The organism is bacterium Scap17, assembly GCA_013376735.1.
Lineage (GTDB): Bacteria > Pseudomonadota > Gammaproteobacteria > Pseudomonadales > Halomonadaceae > Cobetia.
In genome coordinates this window covers 1,552,475-1,569,288 of sequence record VINJ01000001.1, presented here as the reverse complement: position 1 = coordinate 1,569,288, position 16,814 = coordinate 1,552,475, and the positions used below count along the sequence as shown (strand labels likewise).

Annotated in this window: 11 protein-coding genes and 4 pseudogenes; 6 read left to right on the top strand and 9 right to left on the bottom strand. The window is 50.4% G+C overall.

Annotation, left to right across the window (positions count from 1 at the left end; all coding sequences use genetic code 11):
* Positions 1-23: 23 nt before the first annotated feature.
* Positions 24-1,124, bottom strand: coding sequence for a chemotaxis protein (locus FLM52_06785; GenBank protein NVN55495.1), 1,101 nt, complete (start codon positions 1,122-1,124; stop codon positions 24-26).
* Between the two features lie 675 nt (positions 1,125-1,799).
* Between FLM52_06785 and FLM52_06780 the strand changes: the two genes are divergently transcribed.
* The 3 genes from FLM52_06780 to FLM52_06770 all read left to right on the top strand — a co-directional run bounded on the left by FLM52_06780 (position 1,800) and on the right by FLM52_06770 (position 4,728).
* Positions 1,800-2,789 (top strand): DUF1852 domain-containing protein, encoded by a 990-nt coding sequence (locus FLM52_06780; GenBank protein ID NVN55494.1) that lies wholly within the window; start codon positions 1,800-1,802, stop codon positions 2,787-2,789.
* 97 nt (positions 2,790-2,886) lie between these two features.
* A complete protein-coding gene (locus FLM52_06775; GenBank protein ID NVN55493.1) occupies positions 2,887-3,921 on the top strand; it encodes a methionine synthase in 1,035 nt (344 codons plus the stop codon).
* 282 nt (positions 3,922-4,203) lie between these two features.
* The gene (locus FLM52_06770) at positions 4,204-4,728 is read left to right on the top strand and encodes a flavin reductase family protein (protein NVN55492.1); all 525 of its coding nucleotides are present in this window, start codon (positions 4,204-4,206) and stop codon (positions 4,726-4,728) included.
* Positions 4,729-5,095: 367 nt separating this feature from the next.
* Here the strand turns inward: FLM52_06770 and FLM52_06765 are convergent, their stop codons facing one another.
* From FLM52_06765 to FLM52_06745, 5 genes and pseudogenes are all read right to left on the bottom strand, one after another.
* Positions 5,096-6,544 carry a TIR domain-containing protein gene (locus FLM52_06765; GenBank protein ID NVN55491.1) on the bottom strand — a complete coding sequence of 483 codons (1,449 nt, stop codon included), beginning with the start codon at positions 6,542-6,544 and terminating at the stop codon, positions 5,096-5,098.
* A gap of 105 nt (positions 6,545-6,649) precedes the next feature.
* Positions 6,650-8,170, bottom strand: a complete 1,521-nt coding sequence (locus FLM52_06760; GenBank protein ID NVN55490.1) for a hypothetical protein — start codon at positions 8,168-8,170, stop codon at positions 6,650-6,652.
* Positions 8,171-8,253: 83 nt separating this feature from the next.
* A pseudogene (locus FLM52_06755) lies at positions 8,254-8,694 on the bottom strand (type I restriction endonuclease subunit R).
* Positions 8,695-8,947: 253 nt separating this feature from the next.
* A pseudogene (locus FLM52_06750) lies at positions 8,948-9,124 on the bottom strand (hypothetical protein).
* 43 nt (positions 9,125-9,167) lie between these two features.
* The gene (locus tag FLM52_06745; protein NVN55489.1) at positions 9,168-10,115 is read right to left on the bottom strand and encodes a hypothetical protein; all 948 of its coding nucleotides are present in this window, start codon (positions 10,113-10,115) and stop codon (positions 9,168-9,170) included.
* Between the two features lie 317 nt (positions 10,116-10,432).
* Between FLM52_06745 and FLM52_06740 the strand changes: the two genes are divergently transcribed.
* Together FLM52_06740 and FLM52_06735 are read left to right on the top strand one after the other, a co-directional pair.
* On the top strand, positions 10,433-10,669 hold the full coding sequence (locus FLM52_06740) for an Abi family protein (protein NVN55488.1): 237 nt from the start codon (positions 10,433-10,435) through the stop codon (positions 10,667-10,669).
* Between the two features lie 454 nt (positions 10,670-11,123).
* Positions 11,124-12,223 (top strand): annotated as a pseudogene (locus FLM52_06735) (hypothetical protein).
* A gap of 187 nt (positions 12,224-12,410) precedes the next feature.
* Here the strand turns inward: FLM52_06735 and FLM52_06730 are convergent.
* From FLM52_06730 to FLM52_06720, 3 genes and pseudogenes are all read right to left on the bottom strand, one after another.
* On the bottom strand, positions 12,411-13,709 hold the full coding sequence (locus FLM52_06730; protein ID NVN55487.1) for a hypothetical protein: 1,299 nt from the start codon (positions 13,707-13,709) through the stop codon (positions 12,411-12,413).
* A gap of 269 nt (positions 13,710-13,978) precedes the next feature.
* Positions 13,979-14,444, bottom strand: a pseudogene (locus FLM52_06725) (nucleotidyl transferase AbiEii/AbiGii toxin family protein).
* Positions 14,434-15,210: a hypothetical protein gene (locus FLM52_06720; protein ID NVN55486.1), complete on the bottom strand. Its 777-nt coding sequence runs from the start codon at positions 15,208-15,210 to the stop codon at positions 14,434-14,436. The pseudogene FLM52_06725 and the gene FLM52_06720 overlap by 11 nt, the downstream one beginning before the upstream one ends.
* A gap of 424 nt (positions 15,211-15,634) precedes the next feature.
* Between FLM52_06720 and FLM52_06715 the strand changes: the two genes are divergently transcribed.
* On the top strand, positions 15,635-16,789 hold the full coding sequence (locus FLM52_06715) for an amidohydrolase (protein ID NVN55485.1): 1,155 nt from the start codon (positions 15,635-15,637) through the stop codon (positions 16,787-16,789).
* The last annotated feature ends 25 nt before the right edge of the window (positions 16,790-16,814 follow it).

Here is a 16,814-nt window from a genome sequence, read left to right as displayed (position 1 = left end):
GCTTTCACTCCCTACCAGGTACATCAAGCTTCCTTGATACCTTTCGCACTGGATACCGCTTCTTCAAGTTGATTATCCAATTCACTATGATTAAGTATCATAGAGCCCTCTGTATCTGTCTCCATAACAGGCACACCTTTCTCATCCAAAAGTACTCCGCTATGTACAGCTTTAACCTTAAATATCGGAGTAGTGATCAGATTAACCATAATAGCTGCTAATGCATATCCATTTTCGATAGTACGCATGATCTCTTCATTCATTTTACTTATTTCTTTTTCCACGTCGAGGTCATGGCTTTTAATATACTGAAGACGATCGTCAATTTCTTTAAGCTTATCAAAATAAAAAACAAACTGCTTATCAAGCGATGTGAGTGTACTTTTTATCTTACGCACATAATCAGTGGTCTGACTAAGATGCTCAATAGCACGTTCCAGCTTATCGATGGATTCATTGGCTTCCTCATCGGCCTTGCGGGCATTCCTGAGCGCTTCTTTACCATGGCTATTATAAGCCCAGCCTGCAATCGCCAATACAGGGCCAGCTACTGCGGCACCAAGAATTGCCGTTCCACCAGCCATGCCCAAGCCACCCGTTGCCAAAGAGCCACCACCAAGGGCCGCCAAGGTGGCGTTGGTAGCGGCAACCCCTGCCAGAGATGATATAGCAGTGCCCGTTGACGCTGCTCCAAAAGCCATAACGCCACCGTAGACTGCAAATCCGGCAGCAGCACCGGCGGTGCCAGCTCCTGCGATCGTTCCCAGCACGCCAACGGCTGTGTAGCTATACTCCTCAATTTCCTGGAGCTTATGCTTGGGAATATTAACTTCCAGTTTATTCTTTCTACCCTCATTCAACTGTTGCTGAAGATTGTCAGCCAAAACCTTGAACTCACCCAAGCGCTTGCCAATCTCCAGCTCTTTTTCCCCCAAAGCTGTGAGTGCCCTCGTTGTCTTCTTCTCCTGTTTATTAAATACTTCTCGTGCTTCGTCATAGCGCTGCTGGGCAATCTCAACGATTTCATCGGCTTCCGAATGGCTCTGATAACCGTCGTAGCCTTTCTTCGCACCGTAGGCGGCGCCAACTAGGGCTGCTCCAGCAAGGATTAAGGGAAGTGGCATAACAACATCCTTATTGATCAGAAATAAAATTAATATCTAGATTGCAACACTATCTTGGTTGTATAGACCATAGTCGATACAGCAAGTGGATCACATCAAATATGTCAGCTATCCGTCAGCCTCGAATATTTGCCTATGCAGATCGACCGAGAGCGATAATTCTTGAGGCATATTTTCATAATACAGGCACTCATTCCACTTTTTTGTCATAAAAGTTAGCTTGAAGTACTAATACAATAGTTCAGTTCGCAGCTTAAACTTCTTCGCCGCACAGGATCTTTGCAGGGCGTACGACCCAATCGCTCCGGTGTACAATATCTGCGGCTCACGTTGCGCGTTTGCTGAGCCCGCCTCTCCCCGCTCGATTCGCCGGCTTTCGCAGCGCCAGACATAACGCCCGCCCTCATCATGAATAGCGCTCAACTTGAAAATTAAAAAATCCAGTTTGTCTCATGGAGCTAGGAGCTAGATACTCACCTGCATCAGATCGTTGATGAAGACTTCCCATGACGCTGCACTTCACAGCCAGCACACGGAACGTGATGGCGAGCAGCGTGCCTCTCCCGGCATGGATGCGTTCTCACAGAGAGCAACCTGCTCACGAGACGCCTGAAAGATCACGGGAAGATGTCGACGACACAGTGAATTTTCTCTCTCAGGATCAGGGTGAACGCCATGAGCAACGAATTCGGTTTCAGCATCAACAGTCTGCGCTTCGACGAGAACTACGTTCCGGCGGAAAACACCCGCCTGACCACCAACTTCGCCAACTTGGCGCGTGGTGAGAGCCGTCAGCAGAACCTGCGCAGCACGCTGAACATGATCAACAACCGATTCAATGCGCTGGCCAACTGGGACAACCCCAAGGGCGATCGTTACTCCGTCGAGCTGGACATCATCTCCGTCGAGCTGAATCTCGATGCCGCGCGTTCCGACAATGCCCTGCCGATCATCGAGATCCTGCAGACCACCATCGTCGATCACCAGACGAATCAGCGCATTGACGGCGTGACCGGCAACAACTTCTCGTCCTACGTACGCGATTATGACTTCAGCGTGCGCCTGCTGGAGCACAACAAGGGCAAGGACTCCTTCAGCGTGCCGGAGCAGTTCGGCGTACTGCACGGCAACCTGTTCCAGGCCTTCGTGGGTTCCCCCACCTACAAGGAATGCTTCAAGAAGCCGCCGGTCATCTGCATCAGCGTCTCGACCACCAAGACCTATCAGCAGACCGAGAACGTGCACCCGATCCTCGGGGTGGAATATCGCCAGGATGATTATTCCCTGACCGATGAGTACTTCAACAAGATGGGCCTGAAGGTGCGCTACTTCATGCCGCCGGGCAGCGTTGCGCCGCTGGCCTTCTACCACACCGGCGACCTGCTCAACGATTACAGCAACCTGGAGCTGATCAGCACCATCAGCACCATGGACACCTTCCAGAAGATCTATCGTCCCGAGGTCTACAACGCCAATTCCGTGGCCGGCAAATCCTATCAGGCGAGCCTGAAGCAGCAGGACCACTCACTGACGCGCATCGTGTACGACCGCGAAGAGCGCAGCCAGCTCGCCATCGAGCAGGGCAAGTTCGTGGAAGAGAGCTTCATCAAGCCCTACCAGAGCCTGCTCGAGCAGTGGTCCGCCAACTGGTCCGCCAACCAATAAATCCCTCATCGGTCAGCTCACTGATCCGCAAACAGCGCGCGCTGATCGACGAACGACTTTCGCTATCTGAACCATTCCAAGGACAAGGTTATTCATCATGACGAGATTACTCCCGACCTCCACCGCTGGCAGCCTGCCGAAACCGTCCTGGCTCGCCGAACCGGAGGTCCTGTGGTCCCCCTGGAAACTCGAAGGTGAGGCACTGGTCGCGGGCAAGCAGGACGCCCTGCGCGTCTCCCTGCAGGAGCAGCAGCACGCCGGGATCGACATCGTCAGCGATGGCGAGCAATCGCGTCAGCACTTCGTCACCACCTTCATCGAGCACCTGAATGGTGTGGATTTCGAGAAGCGTGAAACCGTCAAGATCCGGGATCGCTACGAGGCCAGCGTGCCGTCCGTGGTCGGCCCGGTCTCTCGCCAGAAGCCGGTGTTCGTCGAAGATGCCAAGTTCCTGCGTTCGCAGACCGATCAACCGATCAAGTGGGCGCTGCCTGGCCCGATGACCATGGTCGACACCCTCTTCGATGGCCATTACAAGAGCCGCGAGAAGCTGGCATGGGAATTCGCCAAGATCCTCAACGAGGAAGCCAAGGAACTCGAAGCGGCGGGCGTCGACATCATCCAGTTCGATGAACCGGCCTTCAACGTGTTCTTCGATGAAGTGAATGAATGGGGCATCGCCACGCTGGAGCGTGCGATCGAAGGCCTCAAGTGTGAGACCGCCATCCACATCTGTTACGGCTACGGCATCAAGGCCAACACCGACTGGAAGAACACCCTGGGCTCCGAGTGGCGTCAGTACGAAGAAGCCTTCCCCAAGCTTCAGCAATCCAACATCGATATCGTCTCGCTGGAGTGCCACAACTCCCACGTGCCAATGGAGCTGATCGAGCTGATCCGTGGCAAGAAGGTCATGGTCGGCGCCATCGATGTCGCCAACAACACCATCGAGACGCCGGAAGAAGTCGCCGAGACCCTGCGCAAGGCGCTGCAGTTTGTAGATGCCGACAAGCTCTATCCCTGCACCAACTGCGGCATGGCCCCGCTCTCCCGTGAAGTCGCCCGCGGCAAGCTGCAGGCACTCAGCGCCGGCGCCGCTATCGTGCGCAAGGAACTCGAAGCACAGCGCTGATCGCTTGGCGAAACACTGAGCTGGCCAAGGTGCACCAAGGCACAGCACTGACAGACAGCGCCAGGCTAGTTCTGAACCGAGTCGGCCCGACGATAGTGCTCGAGAGTGAAAGCAGCAGGGTCTGACACCGCCGTAAACAAAAATGGCCATCGTGAAGGATTCACGACGGCCATTTTTTCATCACTCTCACCCCTGTCACTCAAGCGCCCAGTCCAGCGCTATCGCTGCAGCCCTTCCCCCACGGCTGATCATTACCACCTCCCCAATCTCCCAGGATTTGCCATGTCGCTCTCCGATACTTACACCAAAGCTGACACCACCATCGACCCCGCCAGTTTCCGTGAAGCCCTCGGCCACTTCGCCTCCGGCATCACCATTATCACGACCCAGGTCGACGACGAGCCAATCGGCTTCACCTGCCAATCGTTCTACAGCGTCTCGATGAACCCGCCGCTGATCTCCTTCAGCGTCAAGGCAAGCTCGTTCAGCTACCCGAAGATTCGCCAGGCAGAGCGCTTCGCCGTCAATATCCTCTCCAGCGAGCAAAGCCATGTCTCCAACCAGTTCGCCATGCGCGGCGCGGACAAATGGCAAGGCATCGACTGGCAGCTCTCCCCCCTCGGCAACCCGGTGATCAATGACAGCCTGCACTGGCTCGACTGCAAGATTCACGCTGAGCACCCCGCTGGTGATCACCTGATCGTGATCGGGGAAGTGAAAGGACTGAATCTGGATGTTGCTGAGACGGCGCGGCCATTGTTGTATTTCAAGGGGAGGTACGGGGGCTTGGCTGGAGGTGAAAAATAAGACTGGAGGATACTGGTCGGCTGAAACCTTCAGGATCAGACCAGGGGATTATGAGTTCGCCTTTAAATCAATATGTTACTGATATTCAAGGAAAAGCGACCGTAATCGAGCGAAAGGTACAGTTCTTTGGAATCAGTAGCTTAGCGAAAGTTGAGGATAACATACGAAGCTGGTGTGTGTACCGGCGGTGTACCGTTTTAGGTCCCTTTCCCTCGAATAGCATGCCTCAGGGGGAGCGAAAAACTGCTCGCCTCAAAGGCATGCTGACCGTTTACGGCCAGGAGCGGCTATTAAGTCCTCCCTGATATAACGCTGTGCTCTGGGGCAAACCGGAGCGCAGCGTAGGTTTGTCCCTAGCAGCACATTGTTATGCACGTGTGCACAGGTTCTCATAGTTCATTAACTCTAACGGAGATATTCTTTCAAACTGCCACTTTGGAATGTATATAGAATCATCCTTTATGCCTTCAACAAATGGTTCCAGATCTGATTTCTTACTTATACCCAAAGTTGGAGCTAGGCGACTAAAGTAGTCAATCGATTCAGATCTAAGGAAAATCTCAAATGTGCCACCATGAAATGATTTAAAAACAAGGGTTTCAGGCCACCATTCTTGCCTTCGGGCGTCCTTAATTCCTTGTAATGCCTCCACAAGATATAAAACGAAATCGGTTTGCATTATGTAATTGAATGAAACTCCTGAATCTGTGCACCTCTCCTTCATCATATCTGCGTGAACCGACAATCTTTGAAGTTTGAGCCGGCTATTTCGATGGTTAAGAGATTCAAGATAGTTTCGAAACACACCGAAAGATGCCATGGTGCTACGCCCATAACGAGTATCATTTTCAATATAATATCGCTGAGTCAGTAGGTAACTAGCGATATCAAATCTTTCGTGTTTCAGAAAAATAGAAACGCATAGAATGAAGGACTCTTGAATAATAAACTTAAGATTGTCCCAGTCCCACTTATGATAGGAGGTTACTCCCTCTGGCCTATCTAAGAACGGAATCAGCGACTCAAAGAATTTATGAATTACAGGGGATGAAGTGGTCGTTTGATCATATTGGGCAATAACACCAAATACCTCTACTAGCTCATTTCTTGCAGGTATGAACTGCTCAATACTATCTACGATTTTTTGATCGAAATCATTAGCTCCGTTGCTCGGCTCCAGCCTAAACCGTGAAAAGTTATCTGAATATAAATTCAGATACTCAACCAGTGCTCCATGAGCATGTGAGCGGTTGTTTTTTATCGCTTCCAACAATCTTCGAAAAGCAACCGATGTCCCTAATGAGGCTTGCTCCTCCTCATCTAAGAATGCAGGCTTTTTTCCTATTTCAGGTTTAACATTTAGCGGCTTGTCGTAAACCCATCTCAATAATTGTTCGAAGTTTTTCCCGTAGAGTTCATGATCCGATAGGTCAATATATATTCGAGACTTGTAAAAAACCGGAAGTTTTGCCTTCCCGTCAGAATTTCTACTCGCTATTACGGCAACAAACTTATTCTGATCAACGCTCTCGTAAACCTCAGCAGAGATAATCTGCGTCTCTGTTCCTACACCACCTTTTCTCGCGTTAGCTCTATCGCTGTATTGTTCATCTATTACCAAGATAACCTTTTTTATCTCTTCATCTGAAACCATTTTCTCCATGAACGCGTTTGCATCGTTACCTTCTTTCAGATCCCACTTATCTAATATTACATCCACTCCACTTTCTCGGAGCTCAGTACCAAGCCTGAGTACCCAGTCTTCATGCTCAGGACTCGACCAACAGTAGGAAATGAATAACTTTGGTTCAGACATGTTTCGATTCTTGCCTCATATTAGGTTTAGTGTATAACGCCGGTGGTAATGGGCGGCAACGGAGCGCAGCGTAGTTGGCGTCCCGTTGACCACATTGTTAAGCATTCAGAGTCCGACCTGGCTCTCAATATATTTTTGAAGAAGATCTATGGCAACGTCGCTACCTTTCCTGCCCACTTGATAGAGAAACCCCTTTATTTTCTGTTTAGCTGACAAACGATCTGCCTTTGGTGCATCAGGGTCTACCACCTCATGTACAGCAGAAGAAAGCTCCGTTGATCTTTCACCTGCATACTTTTGGATTAGATCTAGTATTTCTTTCGCTTCGGGACCTATGTGCTGGTCTCCGTATATTTCCTGAGAAACGACACCATTTACAGTCTGGATTATTTGCGGTTTGAGATTTACTGTAATATTTCCAGGATCTGAGATATGTAAAGGGGCCTGATCAACCTGCAGTGCGTTACTGAGAGGGCCGGCTTGGGGAATAGCATCGTCAACAATGGCAGTAATTGTTTCCCAACCCGTATCCCCTGGAAGCATATCGGTGAGCTCGGATTCAAGTCGGTGACGAATTGATAAGACCTTTCTTTCCCTCTCCTGTCTGAGGTCGACATGGAGCCTCCGAGCTTCCTTCGAGTATCGGTCAACAATATTTGTTATCAATCCGGTAGCAACGCTTTTATCCTTAAGCAAGATTTCTGCTCTAGCAGGATCAGATGCGCACACATCCATAAACTTCGAAAACTCATCAAATTCATCAGATAATTTTCTATTATCATCCTCACTTTCGCCAAAAAACTCGTAGATAACCCCTTGATTAGTACGGTATTGATCTAGCCTAGAATTTACACCACTTACCTTGGACAAATAGTCTCTAAATAGCTGCAGGAGCTTATCGGCTTCCAGAGCCCACATTCTCTCAGAGGGCACGTAAAGCCTAAAGAGCAAGTTACTTTCATTTTGTTCTAGAAAAGAGGTAGCTAGAACGGTAAGTTCAGCATTCTTTTTATATGGCATGACGTTGAGGCCATGCTTTTCCATCATGGAATTCACAATAGTTAACGCGCTTGCTCTAGGTTGACCAAAATAATATCCGAAAAAAGGATCTTGCTCCTCCTCGCCTTCCTTTATAGCCTCTTCACTCGAGCCAGATAGCAATGACTCATAAACAAAAACAATATTGGGAACCTTTGATACCTCGGAAAACAATCTCTCTGCTAAATCTTTATACTTATCTGATGCAATAGCTCCATAGGTATGCGGAGTTAGCTTAACAATAGCTCCTGTTACTTCGTATTCTTTAAAGTAATCAAATATTGTGCGCCAGTTCTCGACGCTTGAATCCAACAATTTCTTCTTAAATTGAGTGTTAGTTGCTTTAAGTTTGCTAGTTATTCCTTCATGATCTGCCGTTCCTAGAAACAAGAAAAGAGGAAATTCTTTTTTAAGCATATTGGTTCCTGTATTCTTTTGCTTAACAGGTATTAGACAGTGCGCTCGTTTAGTGACTGAACGAGCGCGCGCGTTCAAGAATGTTATACCACTCACATGCAGAGCCCATAAGGCACTGAAATATATGGAAATTAAGTATAGCTTAGCAGCATACCACGGATTATCGTGCATGCTGCATATCCCCATGCCTGTTGCCTTTGCCTGCATAGTGGCTGCAGGTTGTTATCAGTCACGTTAGCCCCTCCCCTAAACCGCTATTCAGCACGCAAGTCACGGTTCGACCTCCCCGCCAGCAGTTTCAGGATCAATAGCGCAAATTGCCTCCCCGTTTCCTCATCCTCCAGCAACGGCATGCTGAGTTTCTCGTGGTCGCTGAGGGCGTCGAGCACGGCGTTGGTGACCTTCCTGGGGAAGAGGCCGTGCATCACCTGATCTTCGCTGTGGTTGCGCACCTGGGCCATCACCGCTTCGTCGCGTTCGATACGGTCGGCGATGCCGATGGCGAAGTGCAGCTTGTCGTCGTCGCTGACCTCGGCGCCGTAGAGGTCGTTGAGCCGGTCGATAATCTCGGCCAGGCGCTGTTTCTCAGGATCGTGGGGCTTGCCTGAGCCCACTTCGCTGACCGGGGTAAGGCCTTAGCCCTCCCCAGCCACATCCAGGCGCAAGCATTCTTCCTCACGCTTGATGAGGCGAAAGGGGAGCGATTCCAGCCAGCAAACGTACTCCCAGCCGACGGCAGACATGGCCTTGGTGATGTTCCACTGGAACAGAGCCTCCCTGCTGTTCGCCATGTCATCCCCTGTGCGTGGCGAAATTATGTGCTCCAAATTTGCGTTTCAAATACATTAGAAGAATGTGACTTAAGATGCGAGGACATAATCGCCATTGGAAGGAATCGGCAAGTCTGCTCTACCGCCGATGTATCAATGGTATTTGCCAAAAGGCATCTTAGACATGTCGCGCACGGCGATCGACATGCAAGAACGCCTCCGGCACCGTCACGTGATATGCCCTGTCCAGCTTGCCGCCCTGGCAGAGCTGCCGCTTGCCCTTGCCGAGATCCAGTCGCCGAGGTTCCAGACGACCGTACCAGGCATGCCTAGCATGGCGAGCCAGCACCAGGAAATCTCATATTCACACAGAGGACCGGAAAATGTATCTCTCTGATCTATACGGACTTCAGTATATTAGCTCTATGATATGAAAGGTAACCTTTCTGCTTATCCGTAAAGCTACCAGAAAATAGTCCATTATATATTCCAAATACTTGGGCAGCTTCTTGGTCAAGTCTGCCCGACAAGAGCACTTCACCCTCATCAGTAAAGGAGATATAACCTTGATCGAAGAGATGATCGATGTGTGGCGTTAGCATCAGACCATTGTGTCCATCCAATCGTTCAGAGTTTGTTGCCACGCGCCAAGGCTTGATATGGCTGGCTCTAAGATGCTGCATGTCAGCGAGACCGGTAATGCGACATCGTGGTTCAATGTTGGCCACAGCCCGCCGGAAACGACCTTGTCCACGGCGTGCCATTACAAGCTGATACTTTTCAGTCTCGGTCAGATTGGCGTTATTACGTATTTTCGCTTCGATGCTGTCGTCAAAAAATGTATAGTCAAGAGGCGTCGCGCGGTATATCCCGTCATCATCAAGAACCAGATTCCTTTTTTCTGCTACTTTATCGAACCCAACAGGTATTGTTTTACCATTCTTATCCTGGGTTCTCACCTTGAAAACAAAAAGGTCATACCCTTGTTTCATGATTTTATCGATATGTTTGATTGAATGCGCATAGCCATTTCGACTCCAGTCAGAGCTTAAGATAACGTCATTATCCTCATTGCCTCCGACATCCAAGCTAAACAGTACTTTTCTGTCTGTTTCATTACAAAAAGAATACTTACCTTGAATGGATTTAAAAGGCACATCCATAAACCTATTCACAAATTCAGTTTTTGTTTCTTGTTTCATACTTTTCATCAATCCAGCAACCTGATCTTTATTAAAATTACAGCTATCCTTTGCAGCTGCCATACATGCCACAATACAACAATCAAATATTTTATGTGATTTTTGAAATATACCATAAGTAAATATAAAGCATGCATTCCACATATAAACATACGAGTGAGCTGGCGCTATATAGGTACTTTTTTAATAATAGGTCTATAGAGGATATTTAACTTCTTCATGACACTATAAAATTGATATACACGGCTACCGCACGGCGCTGCAGCAGAGCAAGCTCCGTCCAAGGACCATACGACCCAACGTCCTGTTAAGTCGGTCAACAACCGTAAACCCGAATATGTGTAATTTCATGAAACCTAATGATAGATGAATTGGTGCACCTGCGGGTATAGGTCGTCAGTTCAATGCGACACTCTGCGTCGCTTGAACGATACGCTGCCTCTGTACCCCAGCGCGCCTAGCTGCGCCCTTACCTCTATAGCACCCAACTCCACGCCGGAAATTTCCGCACCATTCGTGAACGCCTCTGGATCAAGCACTATCGGCAAAAACACGGGCCGCGGCTGCCAATCTGGGTCGCCGTCGAGACCTCGGACTTAAGCACTCTCTCGCAGCTCTTCGTCATGATGAAGGTGCCGGACCAGGTGGGGATCGCTCAGAAATACGGCACTCAGGACTGGAAGGTGTTACAGAGATGACTTCGCTCGCTGAATACCTGCGTCACGTCTGCGCGCACAACAGCCGGCTCTGGAACTGCAATGTCCTTGACCAGCCAAGGCTACCCGAGCAAGGTGAAGTACCGTGGTGCGATGAGTTCAGGGACGCAAAGCGCCTCGCCCGCCCCTTCCTGCTATTGAGTATCGTGCAGCACATGGCGTTGATAGTTTGCCCAGAAGCCGAGTGGCATCGACGTCTACAGGCACATCTGGAGTTATTCTCGGAGCCTCATTCCAGAAGAGGGCTAACGCTGGAGAACATGGGGGCTCCACCGGGCTTAGAGCGCTGGTGGGCATAATGAAGGTGGGAGCACACAAAAAAGAACCCCCGCGTAAGCTCGTGAGAGCCAAGAGGCGGGGGCCGTGTTGGAACCCAAGGTAGGGCACAGCCTTCTGTGAGGCAACGCTTTCTTTAACAAACGGCAGGAGGCGCCTGATGGCTATAGAACAAGGAATCTGGAAACTGGCAGGTACTGCAGGCGAGATGCCGAAAAGCTGCGGCCCACTGGGCTAGCGGATGAGGGGCTGCTAGAGGAGCAGATCATGCAGGATGTCTCGATCCTCAATCGGGACTGGTTGTTGATCGGCCGGCAGGTACGCACGGACTTCAACAAGTTGATTGACCTGCTGGCGATTGCTGCCGACGGCACAGTTATCGTCATCGAACTCAAGCGCGACAAGACACCCCGCGACGTGGTGGCTCAGGGCATCGACTATGCCTCTTGGGTCGTCAGCCTGGCCGACTACCAGCTGGTAGAAATCTATCAAAACTTTGCCCAACGTTATCAGCGCTCTCATATGTCTCTCGAGGACGCCTTTGAGGCCAAGTTCGGTATCACGCTAGACAGCGTCACCCTCAACGAAAATCACCAACTAGTCGTCGTGGCCACTCAGCTCGACGCCAGCAGCGAACGAATCATCAACTATCTCAACGAACATGCCCAGCTCTCGATCAACGCCATGTTCTTCAGCGCCTTCGAGGACCAGGGAAATCATTATCTGAGTCGTGCCTGGATGATCGACCCGGACGAGCCACCGCTGCCGGTCACACGCAAGGAGCCTTGGAATGGCGAGTTTTACGCCTCCTTCGGCGATAACCGTCCATGGGAGTTGGCGCGTCGCTATGGCTTCATTGCCGGTGGTGGTGCCGGTTGGTACTCGAAGACTCTCGCGATGCTCTCAGAGGGAGACCGTGTCTGGGTCAACATCCCCAAGACCGGCTACGTAGGCGTGGCTGAGGTGACCGGAGAGCGTTGCCGAGGCGAGCACTTCACAGTCCAGACCGATCAAGGGATTCAGAGACTCCACGACATTGCCACAGCTACCGCGTACCCACAACTCCACCGAACCTTCGATGAAAATAATGAAGAGGCAGCGGAATATCTCGTGCCAGTCCGCTGGATCACTTCGTACAGTGCCTCGCAAGCATTTAGCGAAGTCGGCCTATTCGGTAATCAGAACACTATCTGCAAGCCCACAACACCGAAATGGGAGCATACCGTGACGAGATTGAAACAAGCATGGGACATAGACTGAGTATCAGATCTTCACCAGAGAAAATATGTCAGCCACGAGTTCGCAAATGCTAACAAGATAACGTGGCTGGCGTCTATTTACTTTTACTACCAAATCGAAAAAAGATGCAAAGTGCAATAACTACGTCAACATAAAACATCGAAAAGTCGAAAATCGAAACTCAACAATCCATCAACCCATATCGAGATTAGAAAAGAGCTTGAATAACATCTTTCTGGTAAGATTCTATTTTAGTAAAACTATCACAATTTACAAACAGCTCAACTAGCTGTTGCTTCTGAAGATTATCTATGTTTGCCCCTCTATAGAGCATAGAATGTTTCTTTATACCTCTTGCCCTATCAGAAATAATTAAGTTTAATTTCACTAGTCGAGCAAGCTCCTCTTGATGAGTAAAAAAATGTTTCAAATGTGTATTAATCACTTTTGGTGTATCAGAGCGATTTTCGGTCAGCACTTCATCTATAAGCACATTTAATCTAGATCGATATAATATTGCTGCATCCATGGCATCGACCCAGTTTTCTGTTGAATCAGAGATCATATTTATAAAATACAACGTTCTAGACTTATTATAATTAATAAACCCTGGCCACATAAGATCTTCCGTTGATATCTCAAGCGCTTTATCAAAGTGATCACATGCAAACCACAAATACATGAGCACATCAGCTTTAACTGAAGGGAGTAGCCATTTGACTTTTGAGCCCACAAGAGCAAGCCCTGCAACTGATAAGATATCAACTGAAGCAGTGCACAAAGACTCTCTCAGTAAATGCATGCCCTTCTTGTTATAATACAATCCCAGATAATTATGATAGATTGTTCTAGTTACTGAATTACGCAATATCGGGCCACGAACATGAAGAAGGCTAGCATGTACATTAAAGTTATTATCAGCAACAAATTTTTGATAAGCAACAACCGCTTTGAAGAGTTTGATGCTCTCAGTAATTTGAATTGAATTCCCCCTACTGACTGAGTGAAGAGAATCACGCTTTTTATCTATCATCGTTAGGATTCTATCCATACGTTTCTTATAGTATTCCTTGTCAGTATTGACTGCGTTAAAAATCGCAGGAAAAATTACAATCACGTCAATCAAATACTGTAAAGTTTCAGCAAACAACACAGCTGTATTGGAATATTTTTTTAATCTCAACTCGATAGACTCAAATAGCTCTCCTTCCAATTGAATCTCATTTTTAGACCTGAACTTATCTATAAGTTCAGGCAACGAAACTACATACCTTTCGTTGTCGAGTATATTACCATCCATTTTAGTAATATTATTCACACTATCAATTGAGGTATAAGTACGTAAAGCAATGAATAAAGCCAGCAATGCAATACAAAAACCTACCATGGATATAATAAAGTTAAGTAAATCCTTCCCTTCTTTTAAATAGTAAACCCAGATGGCCAAGCAGCATGATAATAATACAAGCAGGAAGATGACTGCATATAAAGCATTTGACTTTTTCATTGATTTACGAATCTTTTGATTTATATTAAAAAAATATAATGCATCTTGACAGATTCCGCTCCACCTTGGCAATCAGATCTCGTACCCCATGGCGCAGCAGTTCGTGCAGTAGATCGGAAATCTCGGCTTCTGGTTGTGAAAGCGACTGGGAAGTAGGATCGCCCATAGCGCAACCAGTTCTTGTTGATTGTGATCTGGCGAGATCAATCAACAGGTTACGCCCCCCCTTCCTATCTTCCCCCGCAAACCAAAATCGCCATAGCTCCCTGCTGGCGATCTAGCGCGGCGCAGATCTTGCCGCCATACAAGTCCGGTAGTGACACCACCTGCACCGCCGCGAAGCCGTAATCATCCTCCACAGCTTCCACGATATCGCGCTCCTGAGGCGGGTGCAGAGTGCCACGCAGCACCGGCGATACCTCTACCTTCACCTGGCTGCGACCTCGACGCACCAAGATCCTCAGCTCGTCCCGGCGATTATCCTGAAGCTCGGCCTGCACACCTGGCAGTCGGGCGCTGAAAGTCTCTGCCAATCGCTGCAGCGCGCAATGCCTCGTCACGGGGCTCCAGCGGCAAGTAGGCCAGGTCGATATCGACCGATAGACGGGGTAATGGCTGCACGGATAGGTTGATGGCCGTACCGCCCTTAAGGGCGAAGCACGGCTCATCATTGAAAAACGGCAGCAGCGAGACCAGCAGCCTGACCTGTTCGTGGTAGCGAGCATCAATCGGCATGCAGGAACGCCTCCGGCACCGTCACGTGATATTCCCTGTCCAGCTTGCCGCCCTGGCAGAGCTGGCGCTTGCCTTTGCCGAGGTCCAGTCGACGTGGTTCCAGGCGAGCGTACCAGGCATGCCCGGCGTGGCGAGCCAGCACCAGGAAGGCCCGCTTGGTTCTCACCGAGCGGCACCCCTCCAGCAATGCCTGCAGCCGGCGTGGACGCAGCGTATTGAGCCCGCCGAAGGTGTCGACCAGCTCACTGCTGAACAGCAGCTCATTCGGCGTCACGGCGACCCACTCCAGGACCGCTCGCTCGGGGGTCGATACCTGCAAGCTGAAAGCCCTGCCATCCGGTGCGTAGTCCGTGAAACTGCCGGGAAGCTGCGGTGGCAGACCCTTTTCAGAGTGGAGCACCAACGGCCCTGCCCACTCGGCATCACTCAACCACCGGCGCAGCCGAACGGCTTCCTTGCCATACAGGTGCGTTGTGCTCTCCCCCATGGGCAGATAGTGGGCAAAGCCATGCAGTGCCAGGGCCGTCTGGCCACCCGGCCACAGCGGTGGTAAGTCCGTGTCGCCGCTCGTCTGCAGGGCGAAAACAGCGCTCTCCCAGGTAAGAGGCTCCCCCGCTTGGCAGTAAGCGCCGTGCCCCACGCGTTGCAGCCAGCCACTGTTGGCCAGCTTACGCGCCTGATCCGAGGTGACGCCGTGTGACGCCAGCCAGGCGGTCGTCACGACGGCGTCACGCGGGATCTTCTGTAGCAACTGGTTTATTTTCATGTAGAAAAGCGACCTTAAGTTCCGTTTCTAAGACAAATAATAAACCATGTCGGTTTACCTTCAAGATCAGAATCGTCATTTAAGGCCGCTTTTAGCATGGAATTTAAACCATCGAATGGGCGATACCCGACCCTGCGTAGACACGTCTGCCCAACCTCTTGAATAGGTTATCGAGGCAGCGCTTCTTGCGCGTGCCGATCAGCTGGTTTTTGCAGACCCCACTAGGCCGAGCTGTGCAAGACAGAATGCATCATCGGCAATCGCCTTCGTCCGCTACACCAGCAGATTGAGACACAGCAAAATGAGCGCCCTCTGGTATTCGTTGCACTCAGGTCAACAAACACGACGCTCTCTGGTCTCCCTTCGTGCTCCCGCCTTGTTCTAGCGTAGTCAAGCAGTTCCTAAACTAGAACAAGGACAATCAATGTTTACCGACAGTCAGTTAGAGACGGCCAGATCACTCAGGCACCACTTCCATCAGCACCCCGAGCTGAAGTTCGAGGAGACCCAGACAGCGAAGGTGGTCGCAGAGAGACTGCGCGAGCTGGGTTACCAGGTCACCGAGGGTATTGCGGAGACAGGTGTCTTGGCGGAACTGGACACTGGACGTCCTGGGCCCGTGATCGCCTTTCGCGCCGATATGGATGCGCTGCCGATTGATGAGGCCAACACCTTTTCACACTGTTCCACCAAGCGTGGGCTGATGCATGCCTGCGGACATGATGGCCATACCGCCACACTCCTTTTGGCGGCTGAGGCCATCATGGAGCAGCGCGGCACCCTGTCCGGGCATCTGAAGCTGATCTTCCAGCCGGCGGAGGAAGGCGGCAATGGCGCAGCGCGGATGATCGAAGAAGGTGTGCTGGAGAATCCGAAAGTCTCCGCGATATTCGGCTACCACAATCGTCCGAACTTCCCGGCCGGCCAGGTATTCGTCAAGCCCGGCCCGGCCATGGGGGGTAACGACACCTTCCGGGTCACTGTCGAAGGGAAAACCGGGCATGCCGCCATGCCGCACCTGGCAGTGGATGCGATCTACGTGGGCACCTCGATCATTCAGCAACTACAGGGACTGGTCGCACGTCACAAATCGCCGCTGGAAGCAGGCGTCATTACGATAGCCGCCTTTCATGCAGGTGATGCGGCCAACATCATCCCTGGCGAAGCCGAGATCCTGATCAATATCCGCAGTGACCGCACTTCCTCGCGGGATGCACTGGCCGGTCAACTTGAACAAGTCATTTCTGGCGTGTGCAGCGCGCATGGCGCCAGCTACCGAATGGCGCATGAGCTTGAGATCCCCCCTCTCCTCAATGACGCCGTATGGTCTGACAAGGTCCTCGAGATCGCTCGTCACCATCAAGTCAGTGATGACATCCAGAAGCTGGATTACATGCCCACCATGGGCGCTGAGGACTTCGCCTTCTACCTCAGGGAAATCCCCGGATGCTTCTTCTTCGTCGGCAACGGCGACAGTGCCTACCTGCACAACGAGCATTACGACTTCAATGACGACATCCTGCCGGTCGCGGGCGGTGTCTTCCTGTCGTTGGCCAAGGACTTGCTGGCACGCGATTGAACAAGTCGGTCAAATCAACATAACA

Excerpts from the sequence above, each read along its gene's own strand:
- FLM52_06720 (NVN55486.1), bottom strand. The coding sequence starts at position 15,210 with ATGAAAATAAACCAGTTGCTACAGAAGATCCCGCGTGACGCCGTCGTG.
- FLM52_06760 (NVN55490.1), bottom strand. The coding sequence starts at position 8,170 with ATGCACGATAATCCGTGGTATGCTGCTAAGCTATACTTAATTTCCATA.
- FLM52_06780 (NVN55494.1), top strand. The coding sequence starts at position 1,800 with ATGAGCAACGAATTCGGTTTCAGCATCAACAGTCTGCGCTTCGACGAG.
- FLM52_06715 (NVN55485.1), top strand. The coding sequence starts at position 15,635 with ATGTTTACCGACAGTCAGTTAGAGACGGCCAGATCACTCAGGCACCAC.
- FLM52_06775 (NVN55493.1), top strand. The coding sequence starts at position 2,887 with ATGACGAGATTACTCCCGACCTCCACCGCTGGCAGCCTGCCGAAACCG.
- FLM52_06770 (NVN55492.1), top strand. The coding sequence starts at position 4,204 with ATGTCGCTCTCCGATACTTACACCAAAGCTGACACCACCATCGACCCC.
- FLM52_06730 (NVN55487.1), bottom strand. The coding sequence starts at position 13,709 with ATGAAAAAGTCAAATGCTTTATATGCAGTCATCTTCCTGCTTGTATTA.
- FLM52_06785 (NVN55495.1), bottom strand. The coding sequence starts at position 1,124 with ATGCCACTTCCCTTAATCCTTGCTGGAGCAGCCCTAGTTGGCGCCGCC.
- FLM52_06745 (NVN55489.1), bottom strand. The coding sequence starts at position 10,115 with ATGTGGAATGCATGCTTTATATTTACTTATGGTATATTTCAAAAATCA.
- FLM52_06765 (NVN55491.1), bottom strand. The coding sequence starts at position 6,544 with ATGTCTGAACCAAAGTTATTCATTTCCTACTGTTGGTCGAGTCCTGAG.